The sequence below is a fragment of the Lacrimispora sp. BS-2 genome, from assembly GCF_040207125.1.
Classification (GTDB): domain Bacteria; phylum Bacillota; class Clostridia; order Lachnospirales; family Lachnospiraceae; genus Lacrimispora.
On sequence record NZ_CP157940.1, the window covers coordinates 1,627,845 to 1,647,691 of the forward strand.

Annotated in this window: 14 protein-coding genes; 3 read left to right on the forward strand and 11 right to left on the reverse strand. The window is 44.4% G+C overall.

Annotated features, from left to right (window positions below):
• Positions 1-5: 5 nt before the first annotated feature.
• The 9 genes from rpsB to ABFV83_RS07775 all read right to left on the reverse strand — a co-directional run bounded on the left by rpsB (position 6) and on the right by ABFV83_RS07775 (position 13,902).
• Positions 6-746, reverse strand: a complete 741-nt coding sequence (gene rpsB / locus ABFV83_RS07735) for a 30S ribosomal protein S2 (RefSeq protein ID WP_349948310.1) — start codon at positions 744-746, stop codon at positions 6-8.
• Between the two features lie 322 nt (positions 747-1,068).
• On the reverse strand, positions 1,069-1,884 hold the full coding sequence (codY, locus tag ABFV83_RS07740; protein ID WP_349948311.1) for a GTP-sensing pleiotropic transcriptional regulator CodY: 816 nt from the start codon (positions 1,882-1,884) through the stop codon (positions 1,069-1,071).
• Between the two features lie 133 nt (positions 1,885-2,017).
• Entirely contained in the window at positions 2,018-4,087 is a 2,070-nt protein-coding gene (topA, locus tag ABFV83_RS07745; protein ID WP_349948312.1) for a type I DNA topoisomerase, read from the reverse strand.
• A gap of 14 nt (positions 4,088-4,101) precedes the next feature.
• Positions 4,102-5,202 (reverse strand): DNA-processing protein DprA, encoded by a 1,101-nt coding sequence (gene dprA, locus ABFV83_RS07750; protein ID WP_349948313.1) that lies wholly within the window; start codon positions 5,200-5,202, stop codon positions 4,102-4,104.
• Positions 5,189-6,736 carry a YifB family Mg chelatase-like AAA ATPase gene (locus ABFV83_RS07755; RefSeq protein ID WP_349948314.1) on the reverse strand — a complete coding sequence of 516 codons (1,548 nt, stop codon included), beginning with the start codon at positions 6,734-6,736 and terminating at the stop codon, positions 5,189-5,191. Before ABFV83_RS07755 ends, dprA begins: the two co-directional genes overlap by 14 nt.
• A 236-nt stretch (positions 6,737-6,972) precedes the next feature.
• Complete coding sequence (locus tag ABFV83_RS07760; protein ID WP_349948315.1) at positions 6,973-7,752, reverse strand: TIGR03915 family putative DNA repair protein; 780 nt, start codon at positions 7,750-7,752, stop codon at positions 6,973-6,975.
• Complete coding sequence (locus ABFV83_RS07765; protein WP_349948316.1) at positions 7,749-9,077, reverse strand: putative DNA modification/repair radical SAM protein; 1,329 nt, start codon at positions 9,075-9,077, stop codon at positions 7,749-7,751. The genes ABFV83_RS07760 and ABFV83_RS07765 overlap by 4 nt, the downstream gene beginning before the upstream one ends.
• 417 nt (positions 9,078-9,494) lie before the next feature.
• Positions 9,495-11,732 carry a hypothetical protein gene (locus ABFV83_RS07770; protein ID WP_349948317.1) on the reverse strand — a complete coding sequence of 746 codons (2,238 nt, stop codon included), beginning with the start codon at positions 11,730-11,732 and terminating at the stop codon, positions 9,495-9,497.
• The gene (locus ABFV83_RS07775; protein WP_349948318.1) at positions 11,719-13,902 is read right to left on the reverse strand and encodes an MMPL family transporter; all 2,184 of its coding nucleotides are present in this window, start codon (positions 13,900-13,902) and stop codon (positions 11,719-11,721) included. The genes ABFV83_RS07770 and ABFV83_RS07775 overlap by 14 nt, the downstream gene beginning before the upstream one ends.
• A 240-nt stretch (positions 13,903-14,142) precedes the next feature.
• Here ABFV83_RS07775 and ABFV83_RS07780 point away from each other — a divergent pair, with 240 nt between their 5' ends.
• From ABFV83_RS07780 to ABFV83_RS07790, 3 genes are all read left to right on the forward strand, one after another.
• Positions 14,143-14,724 carry a TetR-like C-terminal domain-containing protein gene (locus ABFV83_RS07780; protein ID WP_349948319.1) on the forward strand — a complete coding sequence of 194 codons (582 nt, stop codon included), beginning with the start codon at positions 14,143-14,145 and terminating at the stop codon, positions 14,722-14,724.
• A 120-nt stretch (positions 14,725-14,844) separates the two neighbouring features.
• Complete coding sequence (locus ABFV83_RS07785) at positions 14,845-15,909, forward strand: hypothetical protein (protein ID WP_349948320.1); 1,065 nt, start codon at positions 14,845-14,847, stop codon at positions 15,907-15,909.
• A gap of 171 nt (positions 15,910-16,080) precedes the next feature.
• Positions 16,081-17,754 (forward strand): S8 family peptidase, encoded by a 1,674-nt coding sequence (locus ABFV83_RS07790; protein ID WP_349948321.1) that lies wholly within the window; start codon positions 16,081-16,083, stop codon positions 17,752-17,754.
• Between the two features lie 34 nt (positions 17,755-17,788).
• On the opposite strand, the gene ABFV83_RS07795 is transcribed toward ABFV83_RS07790, so the two are convergent.
• Both ABFV83_RS07795 and ABFV83_RS07800 read right to left on the reverse strand, forming a co-directional pair.
• Complete coding sequence (locus tag ABFV83_RS07795; protein ID WP_349948322.1) at positions 17,789-18,985, reverse strand: MFS transporter; 1,197 nt, start codon at positions 18,983-18,985, stop codon at positions 17,789-17,791.
• Positions 18,982-19,839: a PRD domain-containing protein gene (locus ABFV83_RS07800; protein ID WP_349948323.1), complete on the reverse strand. Its 858-nt coding sequence runs from the start codon at positions 19,837-19,839 to the stop codon at positions 18,982-18,984. Before ABFV83_RS07800 ends, ABFV83_RS07795 begins: the two co-directional genes overlap by 4 nt.
• Positions 19,840-19,847 lie beyond the last annotated feature (8 nt).

Sequence of the window (19,847 nt, forward strand, 5' to 3'; positions counted from 1 at the left end):
AATAATTAAGCTTCTACAGTCTCTTCTGTTTCCTGAGCTGCTTCTGCTTCCTCCGCTACTGCCTCGCCCTGGTTTGCCTCGATCACTGCGTCTGCCATTTTGGATACAATCAACTTAACGGCTCTTATCGCATCATCATTACCTGGAATCACGAAATCAAGTTCTTCAGGATCACAGTTTGTATCAGCGATACCAATTAACGGAATTCTCAGTGTATGAGCTTCCTGAACGCAGATTCTTTCTTTCTTAGGATCTACAACGAAAATCGCATCCGGAATCTTCTTCATATCCTTGATTCCGCCCAAATTCTTCTCTAATTTATCCCACTCTTTCTTAAGAGCAATAACTTCTTTCTTAGGAAGAACATCAAATGTACCGTCCTCGGACATGGTCTCGATCTGCTTTAATCTTGCAACTCTGGACTGGATTGTCTTAAAGTTTGTAAGCATACCGCCAAGCCATCTTTCATTAACGAAATACATTCCGCAACGCTCTGCCTCAGATTTGATGGCATCCTGAGCCTGCTTCTTTGTTCCTACGAAAAGGATCTTGCCGCCTTCTGCAGCAATATCGGATACTGCCTTGTAAGCTTCATCTACCTTTACTACAGACTTCTGCAGATCAATGATGTAGATGCCGTTTCTCTCAGTATAAATGTATGGAGCCATCTTAGGGTTCCATCTTCTGGTCTGGTGACCGAAGTGTACGCCAGCTTCCAAAAGCTGCTTCATTGAAATAACACTCATGTTATTACCTCCATTTGGTTTTACTTCCGCCCGCTTCTTTTGCTTCCGAGGAGACCGGTATCCGGCACCTTCCTCCAGAATCCGCAGGCGTGTTTTTTGTCAGCCTAGCCAGTATAGCATATCTTTCTACACGATGCAAGTATTTTTTTATATTTTGTGTTCAAATCAAACACATGCTGCCATATTTTGTGTACTTATAAATCAACTGGATGGGAAGGCATATTGTCCGATTTTTAAATTAAATTTAAACGTTATTTCTTTCATCTTTTACTATAAAAAAAGAGCAGTTTTCTCTCTGCTCTTTTTCTTCTGACATTGGATTTTACATATCTTTTATATCACGGCGTTCCTGTATATTTTTAACGGTTCCGGCCTTAATGGTTTTCAATTCATCAAACACCACATCATTCAATACCTTGATATAAGTTCCCTTCATACCAGAGGATCTGGATTCAATCACTCCAGCGCTTTCAAATTTCCGAAGGGCGTTGACAATAACGGAACGGGTGATTCCTACACGGTCAGCGATCTTGCTTGCCACCAGGATGCCCTCATTGCCATCCAGTTCCTCAAAGATATGGGTAATGGCTTCTAACTCAGAAAAAGATAAGGTGCTGATTGCGGATTTTACAATCTGCACTTTTCTGGTCTCCTCCGCATTCTCCTCATTAACAGAACGCATCATTTCCAGTCCAACCACCGTAGTGCCGTATTCACTTAGGATGATGTCGTCTATATCATATTGGGAATCGGATTTATAAATAAACAGGGTTCCAAGTCTTTCCCCTGCAATGTCAATAGGTGTAATGATTGCCTGGTATTTTCTGATATTGTCACCAGTGAAACCCAGCGTTTCCAGATTAACGTTCTCCTTCGTTGATAAAATGCTGAGTAAACGCTCATTTAACATTGTATCGACATAACCGCCAACCTGGTCCGCGATCAGCTCCTGAATCTCCTCGATATTCGGTGTCAGGCCAATACCCAGCACCTTTCCCTTCTTGCTGATCACAAGAATATTCGAATTCAGGATCTCGGTCAGCACTTCACAGATATCGTTAAATACTACCTTATGCGAATTATTGTTATGCAATAATTTGTTAATTTTTCTAGTTTTGTCCAACAACTGTACGCTCATAGCCGAAAACCTCCTTAAGAATTTATGTGAAAAACTAAAATACACCTCTAATGATTAAATATTAACATTATTATATTCAAATAACAATAGTTTTTTGAAGATTTTCGATTTTCTTAATAATATTTCTTTTTTCCTATTTGTCAACGCTGTATCCGCATTGCTCATTTGAGCAAAGTAATTTGTTTCCTTTTTCAACCATGTAAGCACCGCACTTGGGACAGGTTTTCGTGGAAGGCTTCTGCCATGACATGAAATCGCATTCAGGATTTGCCTCACAGCCATAATATATTCTGCCCTTTTTGGTTTTCTTTATTACTACTTCTTTTCCGCATTTCGGACAAGGTACGCCGATCTTTTCCAGATAAGGCTTTGTATTCTTACAATCAGGGAATCCGGGACAAGCCAGGAATTTACCATGAGGGCCGTACTTTATGACCATGTTCCGGCCGCATAACTCGCAGATTTCATCTGTCACCTCATCGGCGATGGTCACGGATTCTAATTCCACAAGGGCTTTATCTACCGCTTCTTTTAAATCCGGATAAAAGTTTTTCACAACGGTCTTCCACTGGACGGAGCCATCTCCCACCCTGTCAAGAAGGTATTCTAAGTTGGCAGTGAAAGTAATATCCACGATGCTTGGGAAGCTTTGCTTCATCATGCTGTTGACCACTTCGCCCAGCTCTGTCACATAAAGATTTTTATTTTCCTTTGCCACATAACGTCTGGCGATGATAGTCGTAATCGTAGGGGCATAAGTACTTGGACGTCCGATCCCCTGTTCTTCCATGGCCTTTACAAGGGCGGCCTCCGTAAAATGCGCCGGCGGCTGGGTGAAATGCTGTCCGCTCTCTAGTTTATCCAGCTTAAGGATGCTGCCTTTTTCCAGATTTCCCAGCAATACATTGTTGTCTTCCTTATCATCTTCCTGTACATATACGGACATAAAACCGTCAAAGGACAGTCTTGAGGCGGAAAGCGTGAAAACATAGCTTCCGGCTCCCACTTTTACCGAAGTGGTCTCGTAAACGGCCGGCTGCATTCTGCTGGCTGCAAAACGTTTCCAGATCAGCTGGTAAAGCCTGAATAAATCCCGCTGCAGGGATTCCTTTACCATAACCGGGGTCAGGGCAATATCAGTAGGACGGATCGCCTCGTGGGCATCCTGGATCTTTGCATTGCTTTTTTTTGCCTGTTCCCCATTTGCCACATACTGGCTGCCATACTGCTTTCCGATGTATTCTCTTGCCGCAACATCTGCCTCTTCCGCGATTCTGGTGGAATCGGTTCGCAGATAAGTGATAAGTCCCACGGTTCCATGTCCTGTGACCTCCACACCTTCATATAGCTGTTGGGCCAGACGCATGGTTTTCTGGGTTGAAAAATTAAGTACCTTGGACGCTTCCTGCTGAAGGGTACTGGTAGTAAATGGTATGGGGGCTTTCTTGACTCTTTCCCCTTTTTTTACTTCCTCCACCTGATAAGTCTGATTTTCAAGACCTTTCAGTATTTTATCCAGTTCTTCCTTTTTACCAATGGCAATCTTGCCGTTTTTATCACCATAAAATTTTGCAGTCAGAGACTTTTTGCTTCCCTCCTGCTTTAAAATAGCTTCCAGGTTCCAGTATTCTTCCGGGATAAATGCATTGATCTCTTCTTCCCGGTCACAGATCAGACGCAATGCCACTGACTGGACCCGGCCGGCGCTTAAGCCTCTTTTTACCTTTGCCCAAAGCAGTGGACTGATCATATATCCAACCATACGGTCCAAAACCCTTCTGGCCTGCTGGGCATCCACCAGATCCATATCAATCGCTCTTGGGGTTTTTAAGGAAGCCTTTACCGCATTCTTTGTAATCTCGTTAAAGCTGATCCGGTACACCTGCTTATCCTTTAGTTCATCCAGCTTTAAGGCCTTCATCAGATGCCAGGAAATTGCTTCTCCCTCCCGGTCAGGGTCAGTCGCAAGATAAATCTTGTCGGCCTTTTTCACTTCTTTCCTAAGTTTGGCCAGGATATCGCCTTTTCCTCTGATTGTTATATATTTGGGATCAAAATCATGCTCCACATCAATTCCCATCTGACTTTTCGGGAGATCCCTCACATGTCCGTTAGAGGCATCCACTTCATAATTCGCTCCCAGGAATTTTTTTATCGTTTTTACCTTTGCCGGTGATTCCACAATTACTAAACAGTTCGCCATACCAAACTCCTCGCCTATAGTTTCTTACCATAATATTGATGGGACGTCTGCACGACACAGCCCTTTAGTTCTAATTCTAAAAGAGCGCTCATACAATCGCTGACAGACAATCCACTTAAAGATATAATCTTTTCCAGATTCATCGGTTGCAAATCTAGGCAACTATACACCATTTTTTCTTTTTTGACAAGTCCGTTCTTATCTTTTTCATGAACTCTTAATATATTACCACCCTGTAATTTGAAATATTCCAGCACAGAATCAGGGCCTAACAAAATTCCGGCGCCTTCGGAAATAAGCCGGTTACAGCCCGTACTTAAAGGATCTGTCACCCTTCCGGGAAGGGCAAAAATTTCTTTTCCCTGCTCAAGTCCCAGGTTTGCAGTGATCAGGGAGCCGCTTTTTTCCCGGGCCTCAATCACCAGGATCCCATCTGACAGCCCGCTGATGATCCGGTTCCTCATGGGAAAATTACAGGGCTTTGGTGCTTCGTCTGGCATAAACTCCGTAAGGATTCCTCCTTGGGCGGCCATCCGTTCATATAGTCCATAATTTTCCCTGGGATAGCAGATATTGATCCCGCAGCCTAAAACTCCATAGGTATCCCCGCCGGCATCTAACGCTCCCTGATGGCCCGCACCGTCAATTCCCCATGCCAGCCCGCTGATAATCTGGATTCCTGTCCTGGAAAGCTCCCTTGCCAGGTAAGCGGCCATCTGTTTTCCATAATTGGTACAGTTCCTGGCTCCGATGATGGAAACTGCAGGCCTTTCATCTTCAGGCAGCTTTCCTTTAAAAAAGATTCCCATAGGGTATCCATAAATTGCAAGAAGCCGTTTCGGATATTCTTTGTCATAAGGCGTAACAAAATGAATTCCTCTATTTTCCAATTCCCCAAGTTCTGATCTGCAGGCGTCTTTTTTTCTTTTCATCTCCTCAAAAAGGGAAACTTCTGTCTGCTTTAAAAGCCCTGACCGTTCCAATTCTTTTCCTTCTATATTATATATTCCTTTATAGCTTCCAATGTAATCATAAAGCTTTTTTATTTTTACGGCTCCCAGCGCCGGAACATGACAAAGCCAGTATAAATACTCCCGTTCCTCATGACGGTCCATAAATTCCTCCCCAATATTTTTCTTCCATGCTGCGCAGCCCCACCGCCTCTGCCAGATGGTTTTTTCTTATCTTATCAGAGCCTTCCAGATCTGCTATGGTCCTGGATACCTTTAATATCTTTTCATAACCTCTCACACTGAGTCCCAGATTTTCGTAAACCTTTCTTAAAAACTCCTGCTCCTCTTTTCCAAGACCACAGGACATCTCAATCAGAGCCTTATTCATGGAACTGTTAAAATATATCCCGCGGCCTTCAAACCGCTTTTTTTGAATCTTTCTTGCTTTCTCAACCCGTTTCCGTATGGAGGCAGAGGATTCACCGCCTCTTTTTTCCTGCAGCTCATCGTATGTGACCGCTGCGGATTCCGCGCAGATATCGATCCGGTCAAGCAGCGGTTTTGATATCCTGCTTAAATATTTGCGTACCTGCTGCTCAGAACATCTGCACCTTGTCCGGTCCGGGAAAAAGCCGCAGGGACAGGGGTTTAAGGCTGCCGCCATCATAAAGTCCGCCGGGAATTCATATGCGCCGAACATTCTGGAAACAGTTATTTTCCGCTCCTCAAGAGGCTGCCTTAAAAGTTCTATGGTATTTCTTTGAAATTCGGGTAATTCATCCAGAAACAGAACGCCTCCGGATGCCAGGGAGATCTCGCCTGGTTTTGGTATCCGTCCTCCTCCGGCCAGAGCCGTCGGGCTAATGGTATGATGAGGACTTCGAAAGGGCCGTTTTACCACCAAAGGCTCCTCCTGGGAAAGCAGCCCGCATACGCTGTATATCTTTGATATTTCCACAGCCTCCTCCATTGACAGGGAGGGCATGATCGTTGGAATTCGTTTGGCTAACATGGTCTTTCCGGACCCCGCAGGCCCGATATAAAGAATGTTGTGCATTCCCGCCACCGCTACCTCTGTGGCCCGCCTTAAGAGGAGTTGGCCTCCAATTTCTGAAAAATCTACATCATAAGTCTGCCTCTGTCCCATGACCCTGCCTTTTTTTAAATAGCTTGTTTTTTGTTTTTCCGGATAGTTCAGCTGATCCGTTAAATCTTTCAGATGGCCCACTCCGATAATTTCCATTCCTTCTATTACTAAGCCCTCTCTGACGTTCTCATTGGGCAGAAAGCACTGAGTCTTTCCGTCCTTTTTTGCAGCCGCGGTAATGGAAAGTGCTCCCCTTACGGGCTTAATCTCTCCGTCCAACCCCAATTCACCGGAAATCACGCAACTACGCAAAGAATCAGGCTTAACCATACCGGAAGCTGCCAGAATTGCCACCGCAATGGGCAGATCAAAAGCAGTTCCCTCCTTGCGGATGTCGGCAGGAGATAAATTAATAGTGACTTTTCTTGCAGGCAGCCGGAAACCGGAATTTCTTAGCGCCGTTCTTACCCGGTCCTGAGCTTCTTTCACCTCAGAAGAGAGATAACCAACCATGGAAAAACCCGGAAGTCCATCGCTGACATCCGCCTCTACCAGGATCGGGACCCCTTCTACTCCCTTAATTCCCACACTATGAACTTTACTGTACAAATACTGCCTCTCCTTTCCTTATGTATGCCCATGCTTTCCGGGCAGGGCCCACCCCGCTTTACCGGGTGTAAAGGTATACCCGCAGGGTATTTCATTATTCAGTTTCATAAACAACAAATCAGGAAAACATGCAGAAACGCATATGGAATGTTCCTGAACCGGAACCTGCTTTTATGATAACCGAAAGAAAGGGAAAAGGCAATGCTTTTCTCTCTTTTTCCCGAAACCGGAAGGACTTAGGAATCCTTTAAACCATGGGAAAATTCAGGCATATAGGCCCGGTAACGGAGCGGCATGTGATTACGCTGGCAAACCGGATTGGTCCGTTCTTTAATGGAAACACTTTTTCTGAATCGCTGAAAAAGTGCCTCATATTCGTCTTCATCCGACGCCTTTTTCATTCGTTCCTCCCACTCCGTTGAAATCAAATCCACCAGGAACCAGGGGCGGAATGCCGGATGCAAAACTGCCTTTCTCCTGTTTTCATCATAGATAACCCAACTCTCTCCTGAGAGGCGGTCCATAAAATGGGGAGCCAGAAGAACAAGTACATCATTCTTTGGTCCGATCCGGCTCACTAAAAGATCTCCCTCCATCTCCACAAAACGAACAAAGCCTGTGAGTAGATGAGTCTCATTATCAATATTTCGGCACATTTGAAAAATATCGAATACCTCCTTAACCTGGAGCATATGAACAATTTTTGCGCCAAAATGAAAGCCATAAATTAAAAAACGGTATATTTTATCCCCACGGTCTCTTTCCTTGCTTAATGCAGCTTTGTATACAGCAATATAGGCTTCCTCTGATATCTTTCCCCTGATAGCCTGTACCACCTTGTCTGCATTCCTGGCATTGACCGGAACCTCCTCATACTGGCAGAATAGCTCCATGGTGTCCCCATCTCCCATAAGTTCCAGCTTTACATTCTCATGTCCCTTTCTGCTGGTCCAAGCCGCATATACGCCGCTTAGAATGCCTTCCACACTGTTCTCGCACAAATAAACTGTCTTCATAGCCTGACTCCTCCTAAATCTGCCAAAGCAGGCACATTCATGTCATCAAACAAAGAAAGCTGGCGGAAAGTTCCCGCTGAACCGATCTCCCATACCTTTCTCTGCTCCTCACCCACAAGGTGGCTGGAAATGTAGTCTTCCTCGATCTTAACCGGATACATCATCCTGCCGGAACAGGTAATAAAATAAAGCGCCCGCTTTAATACAACGCCAATCTTTTTTAAGGCATCAAAATCAAGAGGCCCATTCCTTCTGGCCGCAATAATACGCTTCGCCGACTTTACTCCCATTCCGGGAACCCTCAGCAGAGTATAATAATCCGCCTTATTCACTTCCACCGGAAATAATTCCAGGTGGCGCAAGGCCCAGTCACACTTCGGGTCCAGAAGTACATTAAAATTAGGACGGTCTTCAGAAAGCAGTTCTCCCGCCTGAAATCCATAAAAACGCATGAGCCAGTCTGCCTGATACAGCCGGTGTTCCCGCAACAGGGGAGGTCCCCCCGGAAGGGCCGGCAGGCTGCTGTCCTGATTGACCGGAACAAATGCCGAATAAAAGACCCTTTTTAAATCATAATTCTGGTAAAGTGCCTCTGCCACCATCATCATCTGAAAATCATTCTCTCCAGTGGCCCCCACGATCATCTGAGTGCTCTGACCTGCCGGCACAAAGGACGGAGCCTTTTCGTATTCCATCAGCTCGTAACGGTTGGCCGCGATTCCTTTCTGAATCTGCTTCATGGGCGTTAGAATCTTGCTCCTGCTTTTACCGGGAGCCAGCTTTTTAAGGCCGTCCGCAGTGGGAAGCTCCAGGTTGATACTCATACGATCTGCCAGAAATCCGGTCTTTTCAATTAAGACCGGATCTGCGCCTGGGATTGCCTTTACATGGATATAACCGTGAAAATGGTATTCCTCACGAAGCTTTTTAAGGGTCTGGTAAATTAAGTCCATGGTATAATCCGCACTGTGAAGAACTCCCGAACTGAGGAACAGCCCTTCAATGTAATTACGTCGGTAAAACTGGATTGTCAGCCGGCACACCTCCTCGGGGGTGAAGGCAGTCCTTACCACATCGTTAGAGCATCGGTTGATGCAGTACTTGCAGTCATAGATACACTGGTTGGTAAACAATATTTTTAAAAGAGAAATACACCTGCCGTCTGCGGAAAAGCTATGGCAGATTCCCGCTGCCGTTGTATTCCCAAGAGCCCCTGCCTTTCCCTTTCGGTCCACTCCGCTGGAGGTACAGGCAACATCATATTTTGCGGCATCTGATAATATTTCAAGCTTTTCCTGAACACTTAATTCTTCCTGAATCAGCATTTTTACACCTCGAACGCATGTTCTTTTTCTTTATTGTAACATAGATAAATCTTTTTTTCAAGTATTTTCGAATGTATGTTCTGGAATCTGAAGATTTTGCACAATCAGAGCTATGAAAGTTCTTAATACAACATGGAAATTGGAATCCTATAAAAAAGCAACAGAAAAAGACAAGGAATTATATGACATAATCCATCTCTTTTTCTGCTGCCTATTAGTAAACTTAAAATTCTTCTGTTTTGAATCCCTTCCGGCCAGTCCTTCAGCCGGTCCGCGCATATTTATGTAATTTTGCCCTTCATCCGCCGTCTGGCAGAATCTAAGGGTCAGGTTATGTAACTTCGTCTAAAGCTTAATACAATGCCTCTGCCCAAGGCTTCACATAGTACTCCAGGAGGGAAAGATCCTGTTACATTGTTATTTAAAAACAGAAGTTATGGACGTCCAGATATATTTGAAGATATTTCCAATGCGGTGAAATATATTTCCGTCAGGATGAAAGTCCTCATCCACTTTTAAATCAACACTGTCCTCTTTATCTTTTATTTCTTCGGTACGAAGTATCATCTGAATGCTTCTGGGAGAGGGATTTTTCGCCGATGTCATGGACACCGGAGATGCCTCCAGATCAATGTTTAAAATGGTCGTATCATCCATTGTATATTCATCCCATTTATCATCAATCATCCCCTTGATGGTATCTTTTGCGTTTCTCAATACATCGGTCTGATCCAGCCCATTTCCCGCCTCATCTAACGTACCTGCAAGGCCGTTTAAGGTTTTCTCCGTGCTGCTGTTCAGGGAATCACCTACTACCTTCATCTGGCTTTCAAGAGAGCGGAAAAATACATTCATGGAATCAATGCCCCTGGAGGCGCTGTCCGTCATTTTTCCAACATCATTTAAGGTCGCGATCATATCATCATGGTGGCGGTTTAAAATACCATTTAACTCATCGGTGGAACTGATCAGATCATCGGCCGTATCACAGATGTTCCCTGTAGCAGTGGCTATGTCGATTATTCCGTTAATTGTTCCGTTTACAGGGCCTTTTAAAGAATGCAGGTCCTGCATCAGCATATCAGTCATCCCAAGCATTTTTCCCAAATCTCCGGTCAGTCCTGCACCGCTGTCAACAATCTGCGGAAGAATTGACGCCAGAGGAGCGGCTGCTCCCAGCATTTCCTTGGATGCCTTAGAAGGGGTGGCAATACGGCCGGTTCCCAATGCAGAGGACAAGTAACTGGTAAGGGCATTGATTTCCTGAATGGAGTAGCCTTTTTCATTAAACAGGTAGGAGGATATCTCATCTTCGTCTACGAGCCCTTCATCCTTGATCTCCTGGATTAAATTCCGCAAATCTTCATCCTTAATCCCTGCCGCTGACGTACTTAGGGTATTGCTAAGTGCTGCCAGCTTAGGAAGCGCCTGCCCAAGAGAAGCAAGCTCATCTGCCAGCTGCTTCTGCTCAGCCGTCAGGGTATTTAAGTGGCCTTCTACCTTTTTGACCTGCGCCAAAAAAGCCTGTGATTTTAAATCTGTCTGATTATTCTTTGCCATTTTTCGAAGTTCTTCCACTTCATCTCTTAAGTACCGGACGCTGTCCTGCAAATCTCCCAAATCCGGTGACAGGTCATCAAGAATACCCACCATGTGATTTGTCTGGGTCCTGATCTCGTTTAAAGCATTTCCGGCATTCTGGGTATGGTTGTAAAAGGGCCGCAGGGTCTGGGACAGATTGTCAAGAGCCGCCAGGGCTTCGTCCGCATTCTCATACACCTTGCCCTTGGAATCGGCAAATATCTGTCTGGTCTTATCAAGTCCTCTGAGACCATCCGCCGTATCCGCAATACCCTTTTGCATGTTCCCCATGGTATCAAAAACCACATCCAGGCTGTCACTGATGGCATCTGCGGAATCCTCCATGGTTTCCTTGGCATCTCTTAAATCCGCAACCTTATCAAGCTGGCTTACTGTCAAAGGCACCATCGCAAAGACTATGCCGGGAAATTTAAAATCATCGGAACCGATCCGGATGGAATAATGGCCTTCCTCCCCAGGCAGTTGAAAGAAAACAACCATATTTAAGTTGCCAACGGCCTGTATCTGGGCTCCTTCGGCCTCCAGGCTTAAGTTTTTATCCATATCCACAACTGTGTTTGCCATCAGGGCCATGTTATTCCGGTAGTAGTCGGATACTTGTTTATTGGGAACCAGATCTACATTGACCTCAATAAGTCCTTTTTCACCAGCCAGCTCTTCTGCCTTTTTTTCTACTCCGTTTAAACGGTAACTCACTTTAATGTCCCAGGGAAGCTGGGATTTCTCTGTTTTTGTCCGGCCTTCAAAATAAAAACGCGCTCCCGTTTCTTCCGGAGAAAAAGTGATGGAGCCGTCTTCTCCTATTACAGCTTCCGAATGGTCTGTTAAGTTCATTACCTTATCGTAAACTCCGTAATCCACGATACTGCTGTTCCCATTCATCAGATAATTTTTTACAATGCTGCTTTCCTTTATATCCCCATAAGGGTCCAGGGTCACATAAAGAGTTTCATCATACTGAGGTACATCAGGCGCGGCCAGAGCCGGCAGTACGGACTCAAGGGAAACGATAACAGCCAGGCCCATACTCAGAATTCTATTATACTTTTTCATGGTCATTCTCTCCTTTTATTTTTACTCTTCCATATCTTAAACGCCGTTTTTCCTTTCTCTTTGCCGCACGGAGCTGCTGCTTCTGAATCTGCTTGTCAAAGGTGCTAAGCAAGGCCGGAAGAAGGGAAAGCACTAAAACCATACTTAAGAGCGCTCCCCTTCCCACAAGGCGTCCCACCTGGGAAATAGCCTGTATAGACGACGTAAAAAACAAAAGATAACCGACTACCGTAAGAATACCGCCTGAGGTCAGAATGGAAAGGGTACTTTTTGAAATGGCAGCCATGGCGGAGTCCGTGTTATTCATGGTCTTCCTAAAGCCCAGATAATTATTAGTCATCAGGATGGAATAATCTATCGTAGCACCAAGCTGCAGGCAGCTTACAATGATGTATCCGATATATACCATGCTGTCCCCCATCACATAGGGCAGCGTCATGTTTAAGTAAATGGCTACTTCAATCGGTATGATTACAAGGATCGGAACCAGAACAGACTGGAAGGTGGCAAAAACAACCAGGGCAACTCCCGCCAAAGACAACAGGGAAACCTTATTATAGTCATCGGTCAATATGTCACGGATATCAATTGTCGTCGGAGTCATGCCTATCACATAAGCATCTTCCGGATAATATTCCCTGATCACCCGTTCCAGCTCCTGACTGCATTCAAAGGCGTACCGGCTCTCCTGAACTGTGTTTAGGGAAATCAAAAGCCTGGCATACCGCTCGCTTCGAAGTTGTTCGCTTACCTTCTCCGGAAGAAAGCTTTCCGGAATTCCCTTTGGCACGGTTCCTGCCATGGACATTGCATAATTAACAAATTCCAGGTCCTCCAAGGCATCTGTCAGCTGCCGTTCGGTCACAATAGAACCATTGGGAACTATTCCGATAATCATGTTTGATTTTCCGAATTCCTCATTGATGGCCCTGGTATCCTCAAAAACTCTGGTTCCCGGTCCGGCTCCGATGGCATCATCCCCGTAGTAGAAAACATTCATACTCTGTCCGAAATAACAGGGAACGGCCAGGAACAGGGCAATAATAAATACAGGCTTCCGAATCCGGTTCATCAGTTTTGCGAACCTGTCAAAGGAAGGAATAAAGGGCTTATGGGCTGTTTTTTCGATCTTATCATTAAAGTGCAGAATCAAAGTCGGCATAAGGAACAATACGGTAGCCAGACTGCAAATGATCCCCTTGGTCAGCACAAAACCCACATCCTTACCAATGGTAAAACGCATGAATGCAATCACAAGAAACCCTACAATGGTGGTGGCCCCGCTTGCCAGTATGGAACTGCAGGATTCCTTTATTGCCAGCTCCATGGCCTTATGCAGCTCAATGCCGGTATTTTTAATTGCCGTAAAAGTATGTAAAAGGAAAATGGAATAATCCATGGATACTGCCAATTGTAAAATGGCTGCCGTGGAAAACGTAAAAAATGATATGGTGCCAAACATCAGGTTAGATCCCATATTCAGGACAATGGCAATAATCATGACGAAAATAAACAAAAATGGTTCCATCCAGGATGTTGTGGTAAGGGTTAATATCACCCAGATGATTATAAGTGCCATTCCAATCGCCATGGTGATCTCTTTTGTTATGGATTCTTCCCGTTCCTTACTGGATACGGCACTTCCCGCAAAATAGCCTCTGTCTTTTCCTACAATTTCATAAATCCCGTCAACCGCGCTCCGGGTCACCTCACTATCATCGCCGTTTTCAAATATCACATCCATCAGAGCGTAGCCGTCACGATAATAATCTTCCATGGCAAAAGCATCCACAGACATCATATCCGTGATCCCCTGATTCAAAAAAGATGTTCCCATATAGACATTGGTGGTCAGATCCGGACCTATGACCAGATCCACCCCTTCCAGGTCGGATATCTGCTGTCTTATTCTTTTTGCTTCCTGAAGGCTTACATCCTCCACCATGATCCGGGCCATTCCAGGATATCCAAACTCATCCTCCATCACATCAAGAGCCTGTTTTGTTTGAGCAAACTGCGGCAGGTATTTGCTTAAATCGTAATTGACCTTTACAAAAGGAAAACAGATTGCACAGATGATGGCCGTAAGAAAGAAAAAAATCTCTATTTCCTTTCCCCTGAACACAATAAAATGTACGATTCTATCAAATAAACTTCTGTCTCTTTTCATAGTTTCCTCCATTACCCATCCTTATTCTGTTAATAGATATATTATTGACTTTTGAACACGTGTACATTATAATACTCTTGTAGATAAGTTTCAATAATCAATCAATAAAGAACAATCTATTAATAATCACAAATTTTATTTCAGTGCAATAATCAACACTTTTTGACATAATGATCATGACTTTTGGAGATTCAGACTCTGGAATTAGAAGCAAGTTCAGAAACACAATGGAGGAATTGTATGGAAATTCAAAAAAAGGATCGCCGCATCCGAAAAACTCAGAAGTTATTAAAGGAAAGCCTTCTTGAACTCATGGAAAAAAAGGACTTTAAGAATATTTCCGTAAAAGATATCACGGAACTGGCAGATTTAAACCGGGGTACCTTTTATCTTCATTATGCCGATACCTACTGTCTGTTGCAGGAGATGGAGTCCGAAGTCTTAAATGACTTCCAGGATATGGTAAGCAACTGCCGCTATGCATTTAAAAAGGACTCGCTCCTGCCCGTCGTCATACCAATCATACATTATATTGAAGAGAACAAAAAGATTTGTAAAATCCTTTTTGAGAACAGCTCCTCCAATGATTTCGTAAACCGTTTCCACACCCTTGTCTTAAAAAACGGCACAGCTGTCATCAGGGAGCAGTATCCGGCCGCCAGAGAAGTGACCCTTAACTATTACCTTGAATTTATCACCTATGGATTGACCGGTGTCCTAAAGCAATGGCTTGATACGGATATGCAGCAGCCAAAGGAAGAAGTGGCCGAATTTGTGGATAAGATGATCATGGGAACCGCAAAAAAGCTTCTGGTCGTTTAAACAAAATCATTTTTTATTCAAAATCCTTATTTTTCGTCTGGAATCAACCGATATATGAATATCGATGCCATCAGCCATTTCGCTGTATTTCGCATCAATAATTACACAAGGATGATCTTTATGCTAAAACAAAAAAAATCCAGGAAAGAGAAGATTCCCAAGACAAAGCCCCAAAAAGGGAAGGCAATAAAAACCAAACAAAATAAGGTAAAACCGGCCAAGGCCCCCAAAAATAAAGAAAAAGGAAAAGGTCTGTTGCCTAAAAATAAAAGAGTTCTCGTTTTAATGGCAGCCGCTCTGTTGATCGTTATTATGGGATCTGTTCAGGCCATTGTTCTGCTCACCTCCCAAAAGAAGGATGTGCAGAAAGAAGAAGCACAAGAAGCACCGACCTACTACTTTTCAAAAGACGAAGATATTTCTTCGGTTACTGAAATTGTAGGGGAACGGGATTTTAAAAAGCAGGAGGCTTCTGAAGCCAGCCTTGACACAGAAACGAAAGAAACTGAGGATCAGACAGAAAAACCTGAGGAATCTTCTGCCGGTGCTTCCTCACAAACATCCGGCATGGGGGAGTGTTACAAATACCTTAACGTGGAAGATACCTCTGCTGATATAAAAAGCTACATGGATTACCTGGAGGAAAAAAAGAATTTCATTAATATAACAGATAAGTCCCAGCAGCCTGAGTCCGGACAGCCTTCTGCAGACGAGGCATCAAAGACCAGCTCAGAGATCTATCAGCTTGCCGGGCCATCTAAAGATTCCTCTTCCTACCTTTCCATTACCCTGGAATCCGAAGCGGACAGCTATACCGTAACCACCAGCAAGGAAAACCAGCCCTGGAACACTTATTTTAAGGACCAGTGGAACCAGCAGAAAAAAATAATCGCTGATTTTGAAAAACAGCCAAAGGCGGCCAATACCATTGAACAGGCGGAGGATGCTGTCCGGGCCCAGAGTCAGGAAAAGCTTGGTCTGCCGGAAGCGATTGACTCTTATGAATATATTACAGCACCTGGAATATCGAAAATAGACGGAAATGATTATTATACTGTCAGGACCTACAAACGCCAGCCTGACAATACTCTGATTTATGTTGCCACCTATTTATTTGACTATAATACCGGCAGTGTAGCCTTTCAATACAATGAAGTAACAGGAAAGGCGGTTCCGCTGAACTGATTTCACACAAAAAAGACGGACAGTCCTACGGGCTGGTTCCGTCTTTTCCAATTTCCTTTTTATGTTGGAGGCATTAGCTCTCTTAAAGAACAGTAACCTTTCATGAAGCCCCATGTAAATGCATAAGATAAATATATACTGCGTTTAAAACAGCAGGTCGGGGGCTTTATCATGAATAAAATATTAGATAACGATTATTATGATCTGATCATCAGCAATGCTTTAGTTCCTGGTTTTAATACCGGAGATAACATAACGGTTCTGAATGATAAATATTCTTTGCTGCATATATGGAAAAACAATATGGACGCCTGTGACCTGGGCCGGCATCCTTATGATAATTTTCCCACTCTTTTTACACTTACTTCTAAAGTGAGCATGGAAAAATCAGGTATTACCAATGTCCGCAGACATCCCGATCTAAGCCTCATGGGGCTGGGAGTGACCATCGGCATCATAGATACCGGCATCGACTACCAGCATCCTGCATTCAGAAACCGTGACTGTACCACCCGCATTCTATCCATATGGGACCAGACCGACCAAAGCGGCAAGCCTCCCAAAGACTTTAGTTTCGGTTCGGAATACGGCAAAAACCACATAAATACCGCGCTGAAATCAAAGGATCCCTTATCCATTGTACCTACCTTTGACAGCAATGGACACGGTACGGCAATCGCCAGCGTTATTGCCGGTACTCCCGATGAAGAACACGATTTTACCGGCGTTGTTCCTCAAACTGAACTTATCGTAGTAAAATTAAAAGAAGCGAAACAAAATTTAAAAAAGCTGTTCTTTGCTCCGGAAGATGCCCAGTGCTATCAGGAATCAGATCTCATACTGGGAATTCGTTACATTCTCTCCGCTTCCCAAAAAACAGACCGTCCTCTCGTCATATGCATTGCAATGGGAAGCAGCCAGGGAGGCCATGACGGACTTGGCGTTATCAGCACTTACTTAGACCAAATCGTACAATTGCCCAGAACCAACGTAACAGTGGCAGCAGGGAATGAAGGAAACCACCGCAGACATTATTTCCATCATTCAGAGGCCGCGCCTTTCAGCAGTGAGTTTAACTTAAAAATAGGGAGAAATGATAAAAAATTCACAATGGAAATCTGGCCCTTTCCCCCTGGCAAAATAACCATTGAAATTTTCTCACCTAACCATGAAATCGTTCAAAGCATATCCCCTTCCGCCGGTGACTGCCAGAAATTCAGCCTTTCCCTTGGCCAGACTACCATATGGATCAATAATATCCTCTTGGAAGGCTCTACCGGGGATCAGGTTATTTTAGTACGGTTTGACAATCCAATTCCAGGAATCTGGCATTTCCACCTCACCAGCATAGAGAAAGAGCCTTTTTCCTTCCATTCCTGGCTCCCGTCAGGAAATTTAATTTCACACGAGACATATTTCTACCAATCAGACCCGAACACCACCATTACAGACCCGGGAAATGCCAGAAATCCCCTGACAGTTGCTGCCTATAATCAGTTGGAAGACAATATTCAGGTAGAATCAGGAAGAGGTTATTCAAGATTCGGTGTGATCGTTCCCGATATCGCCGCTCCCGGATACCGGATTCCCTGTGCGATCCCGGAAAATCAATATGGAAGCATTACAGGTACCGGAGCAGCCGCAGCACACGCTGCAGGAGCCTCTGCCATGATCATGGAATGGGGGTCCTGCAAAGGCAACCATACCACCGTCACCGGTGTCCAGATCAACCATATGATGATGAGGGGGGCACAGAGAAACAGCACCAATGCGTATCCCAATAATATCTGGGGATATGGCCAGATAGACGTATACAGACTGTTTCAAAGGATCTCTGTGATCTGATGAATGCATGGAATTTAAAATGTGAAAATGAGCTTTAGCTGCCTGCCTCCTGGCCGGCAGCTTCTCTTTTATAATATACGACTGCCCCAATGCCGCCCAGACAGGCAATCCCGGAAAGCAGCAAGTACCCGTTCAATATTCCTGCCCTTAAAGCCAGTGCCCCTGTAAAAACCGGGAAAGTTGTCATGCCCACCGCATATACAGCCTGGTATAGTCCCATTGCCGTGGATTTGCTGCAGGCCGGAATTTTCTGCATTGCTTCCGAGGTTGCAAAAGAAAACAAAATGCCGGTGGACATCCCCGGTAAAATTTGCAGCAGCAAAATCACAGGTACACTTCCTGCGGCCGGAACCAGTATACAATACAAAGCCACAACAGCAAATACCAGGGGGATCCAGAATCTTGGGCCTTTGCGGCTGCAAGTGCCGGAAGCTGCGAAAGCTGCAAACCCTACTGATGATATCATATAGATCACAGAGGATATCCCTACAATCCCGTCTGTTGCGCCCAGCGTTTTTAATATCTGGTTTGTAAATGACATGGCGGTGGTCAGCTGGATCCCCTGCTGAATCAGGGCAATGACAGAGAACATCCAAAGATGTCTGATTTTACAAACAGAAAGCAGTTCCCTTGTCTTATGTATGCCGGGTTTCACATCCCTTTCTTTGATCCCGGCAGAAAGAAGAAAAGCCAACAGGCCTGCACAGACGCTTAACAGACAGATTCCAGCCATGCCGATACGTTGATAGGTGATTGTGCTGCACAGAAAACCAAGAAGCATTCCAAAATTATTGAACAGTACAATCCGGCTGGTGGCTGCCTGCTGATCCCTGGCGGAAAAATGATTGGTATAGAACACCATAAAAGAAATCCACATGGCGGAAGCAAGTCCGGAGAAAAAATTGGCAATTAGAAAACCAGCTCCATTGCACCAAAATACCCGGAAAACAGATGCAGTCCCGGAAGCAATCGCTCCTGCCATAATAAAATACTTATGCCTGCCAACAGAATCCGCGCAAAGCCCTATGGGAAACCTTAACAGTAATTGGGAAATTCCATAAGCCCCCACAACCATTCCGGTAAATGCGCTGCTCGCTCCGCTGGCAGTCAAAAAAGTGGTCTGGTATGGAATATATACATATTGTGCAAACCAGAACAGCGATACCATAGCAAGATAACGGATTTCCTGATGGCGTGTAAACGTAAGCTGATTAAAAGTCTGTTCTTTCATGTTTTCTTCCTCTGAGCGTATTCCTCTAAAATCCTGTGAATGTGGACGGCTAAGTACATTTCTTCCTGTCTGGACAGCTTTGAATCAAATTTCTCTTTAATAAAAACGCCGATTTTTTTCACACATTCATATTCCCTGGTGCAGCTCTCAAGCACATGAGAGTAAAAAGAATCTTCATAATCATAGAAATCCTGATTGCCGTTTACAAGCCTCTGTGCAAAGAGACGCAGATGAGTCACAAAGCGGGTGTAGCCGATGCTGTCCTCATCGTAGAGAATGGAGAAATTGTATTTTACAATATCCAAAATTCCCTTGACCGTCTCAAATATCTTCTGGTTATCCGTACTGTCAGAGTTATTTGTCTGTGCATTGATAAAATGAAAAGCAATATTTCCAGCTTCATCTTCAGGAAGTTCCACCTGCAGCCGCTCCCTCACAAGCTGCAGGGCATATAAACCAACCTGGTATTCCTTTGGATTAAAACGTTTTAAGGTCTGCGTGTAAAAATTCTGTATTAAAATCCCCTCATTGTTTCTTTTTACAGCAAAGGACAAATGGTCCGTAAGTCCCAGATAAATATGCTCCATCAGTACCATTCCATAGGTGTCGATGGCATAATCAATGACCTGCTTGGCCAGCTCAAAATAGGTACTGTCTATTTCGGAAGCAAGCCTGATGATATTCTTGGATATAGACCGGTCCTTTAAGACAAATACCTTTTCAATGTCTTCACTTTTTAAACGGTGCCCGATGGACTTATTAAATCCGATTCCCTTGCCCATCAGGATCACTTCCCTGCCGCTGTCATCAAGTGCCAGCAGCAGGGAATTATTCATTACTTTTACAACCCTCATAACCCAAC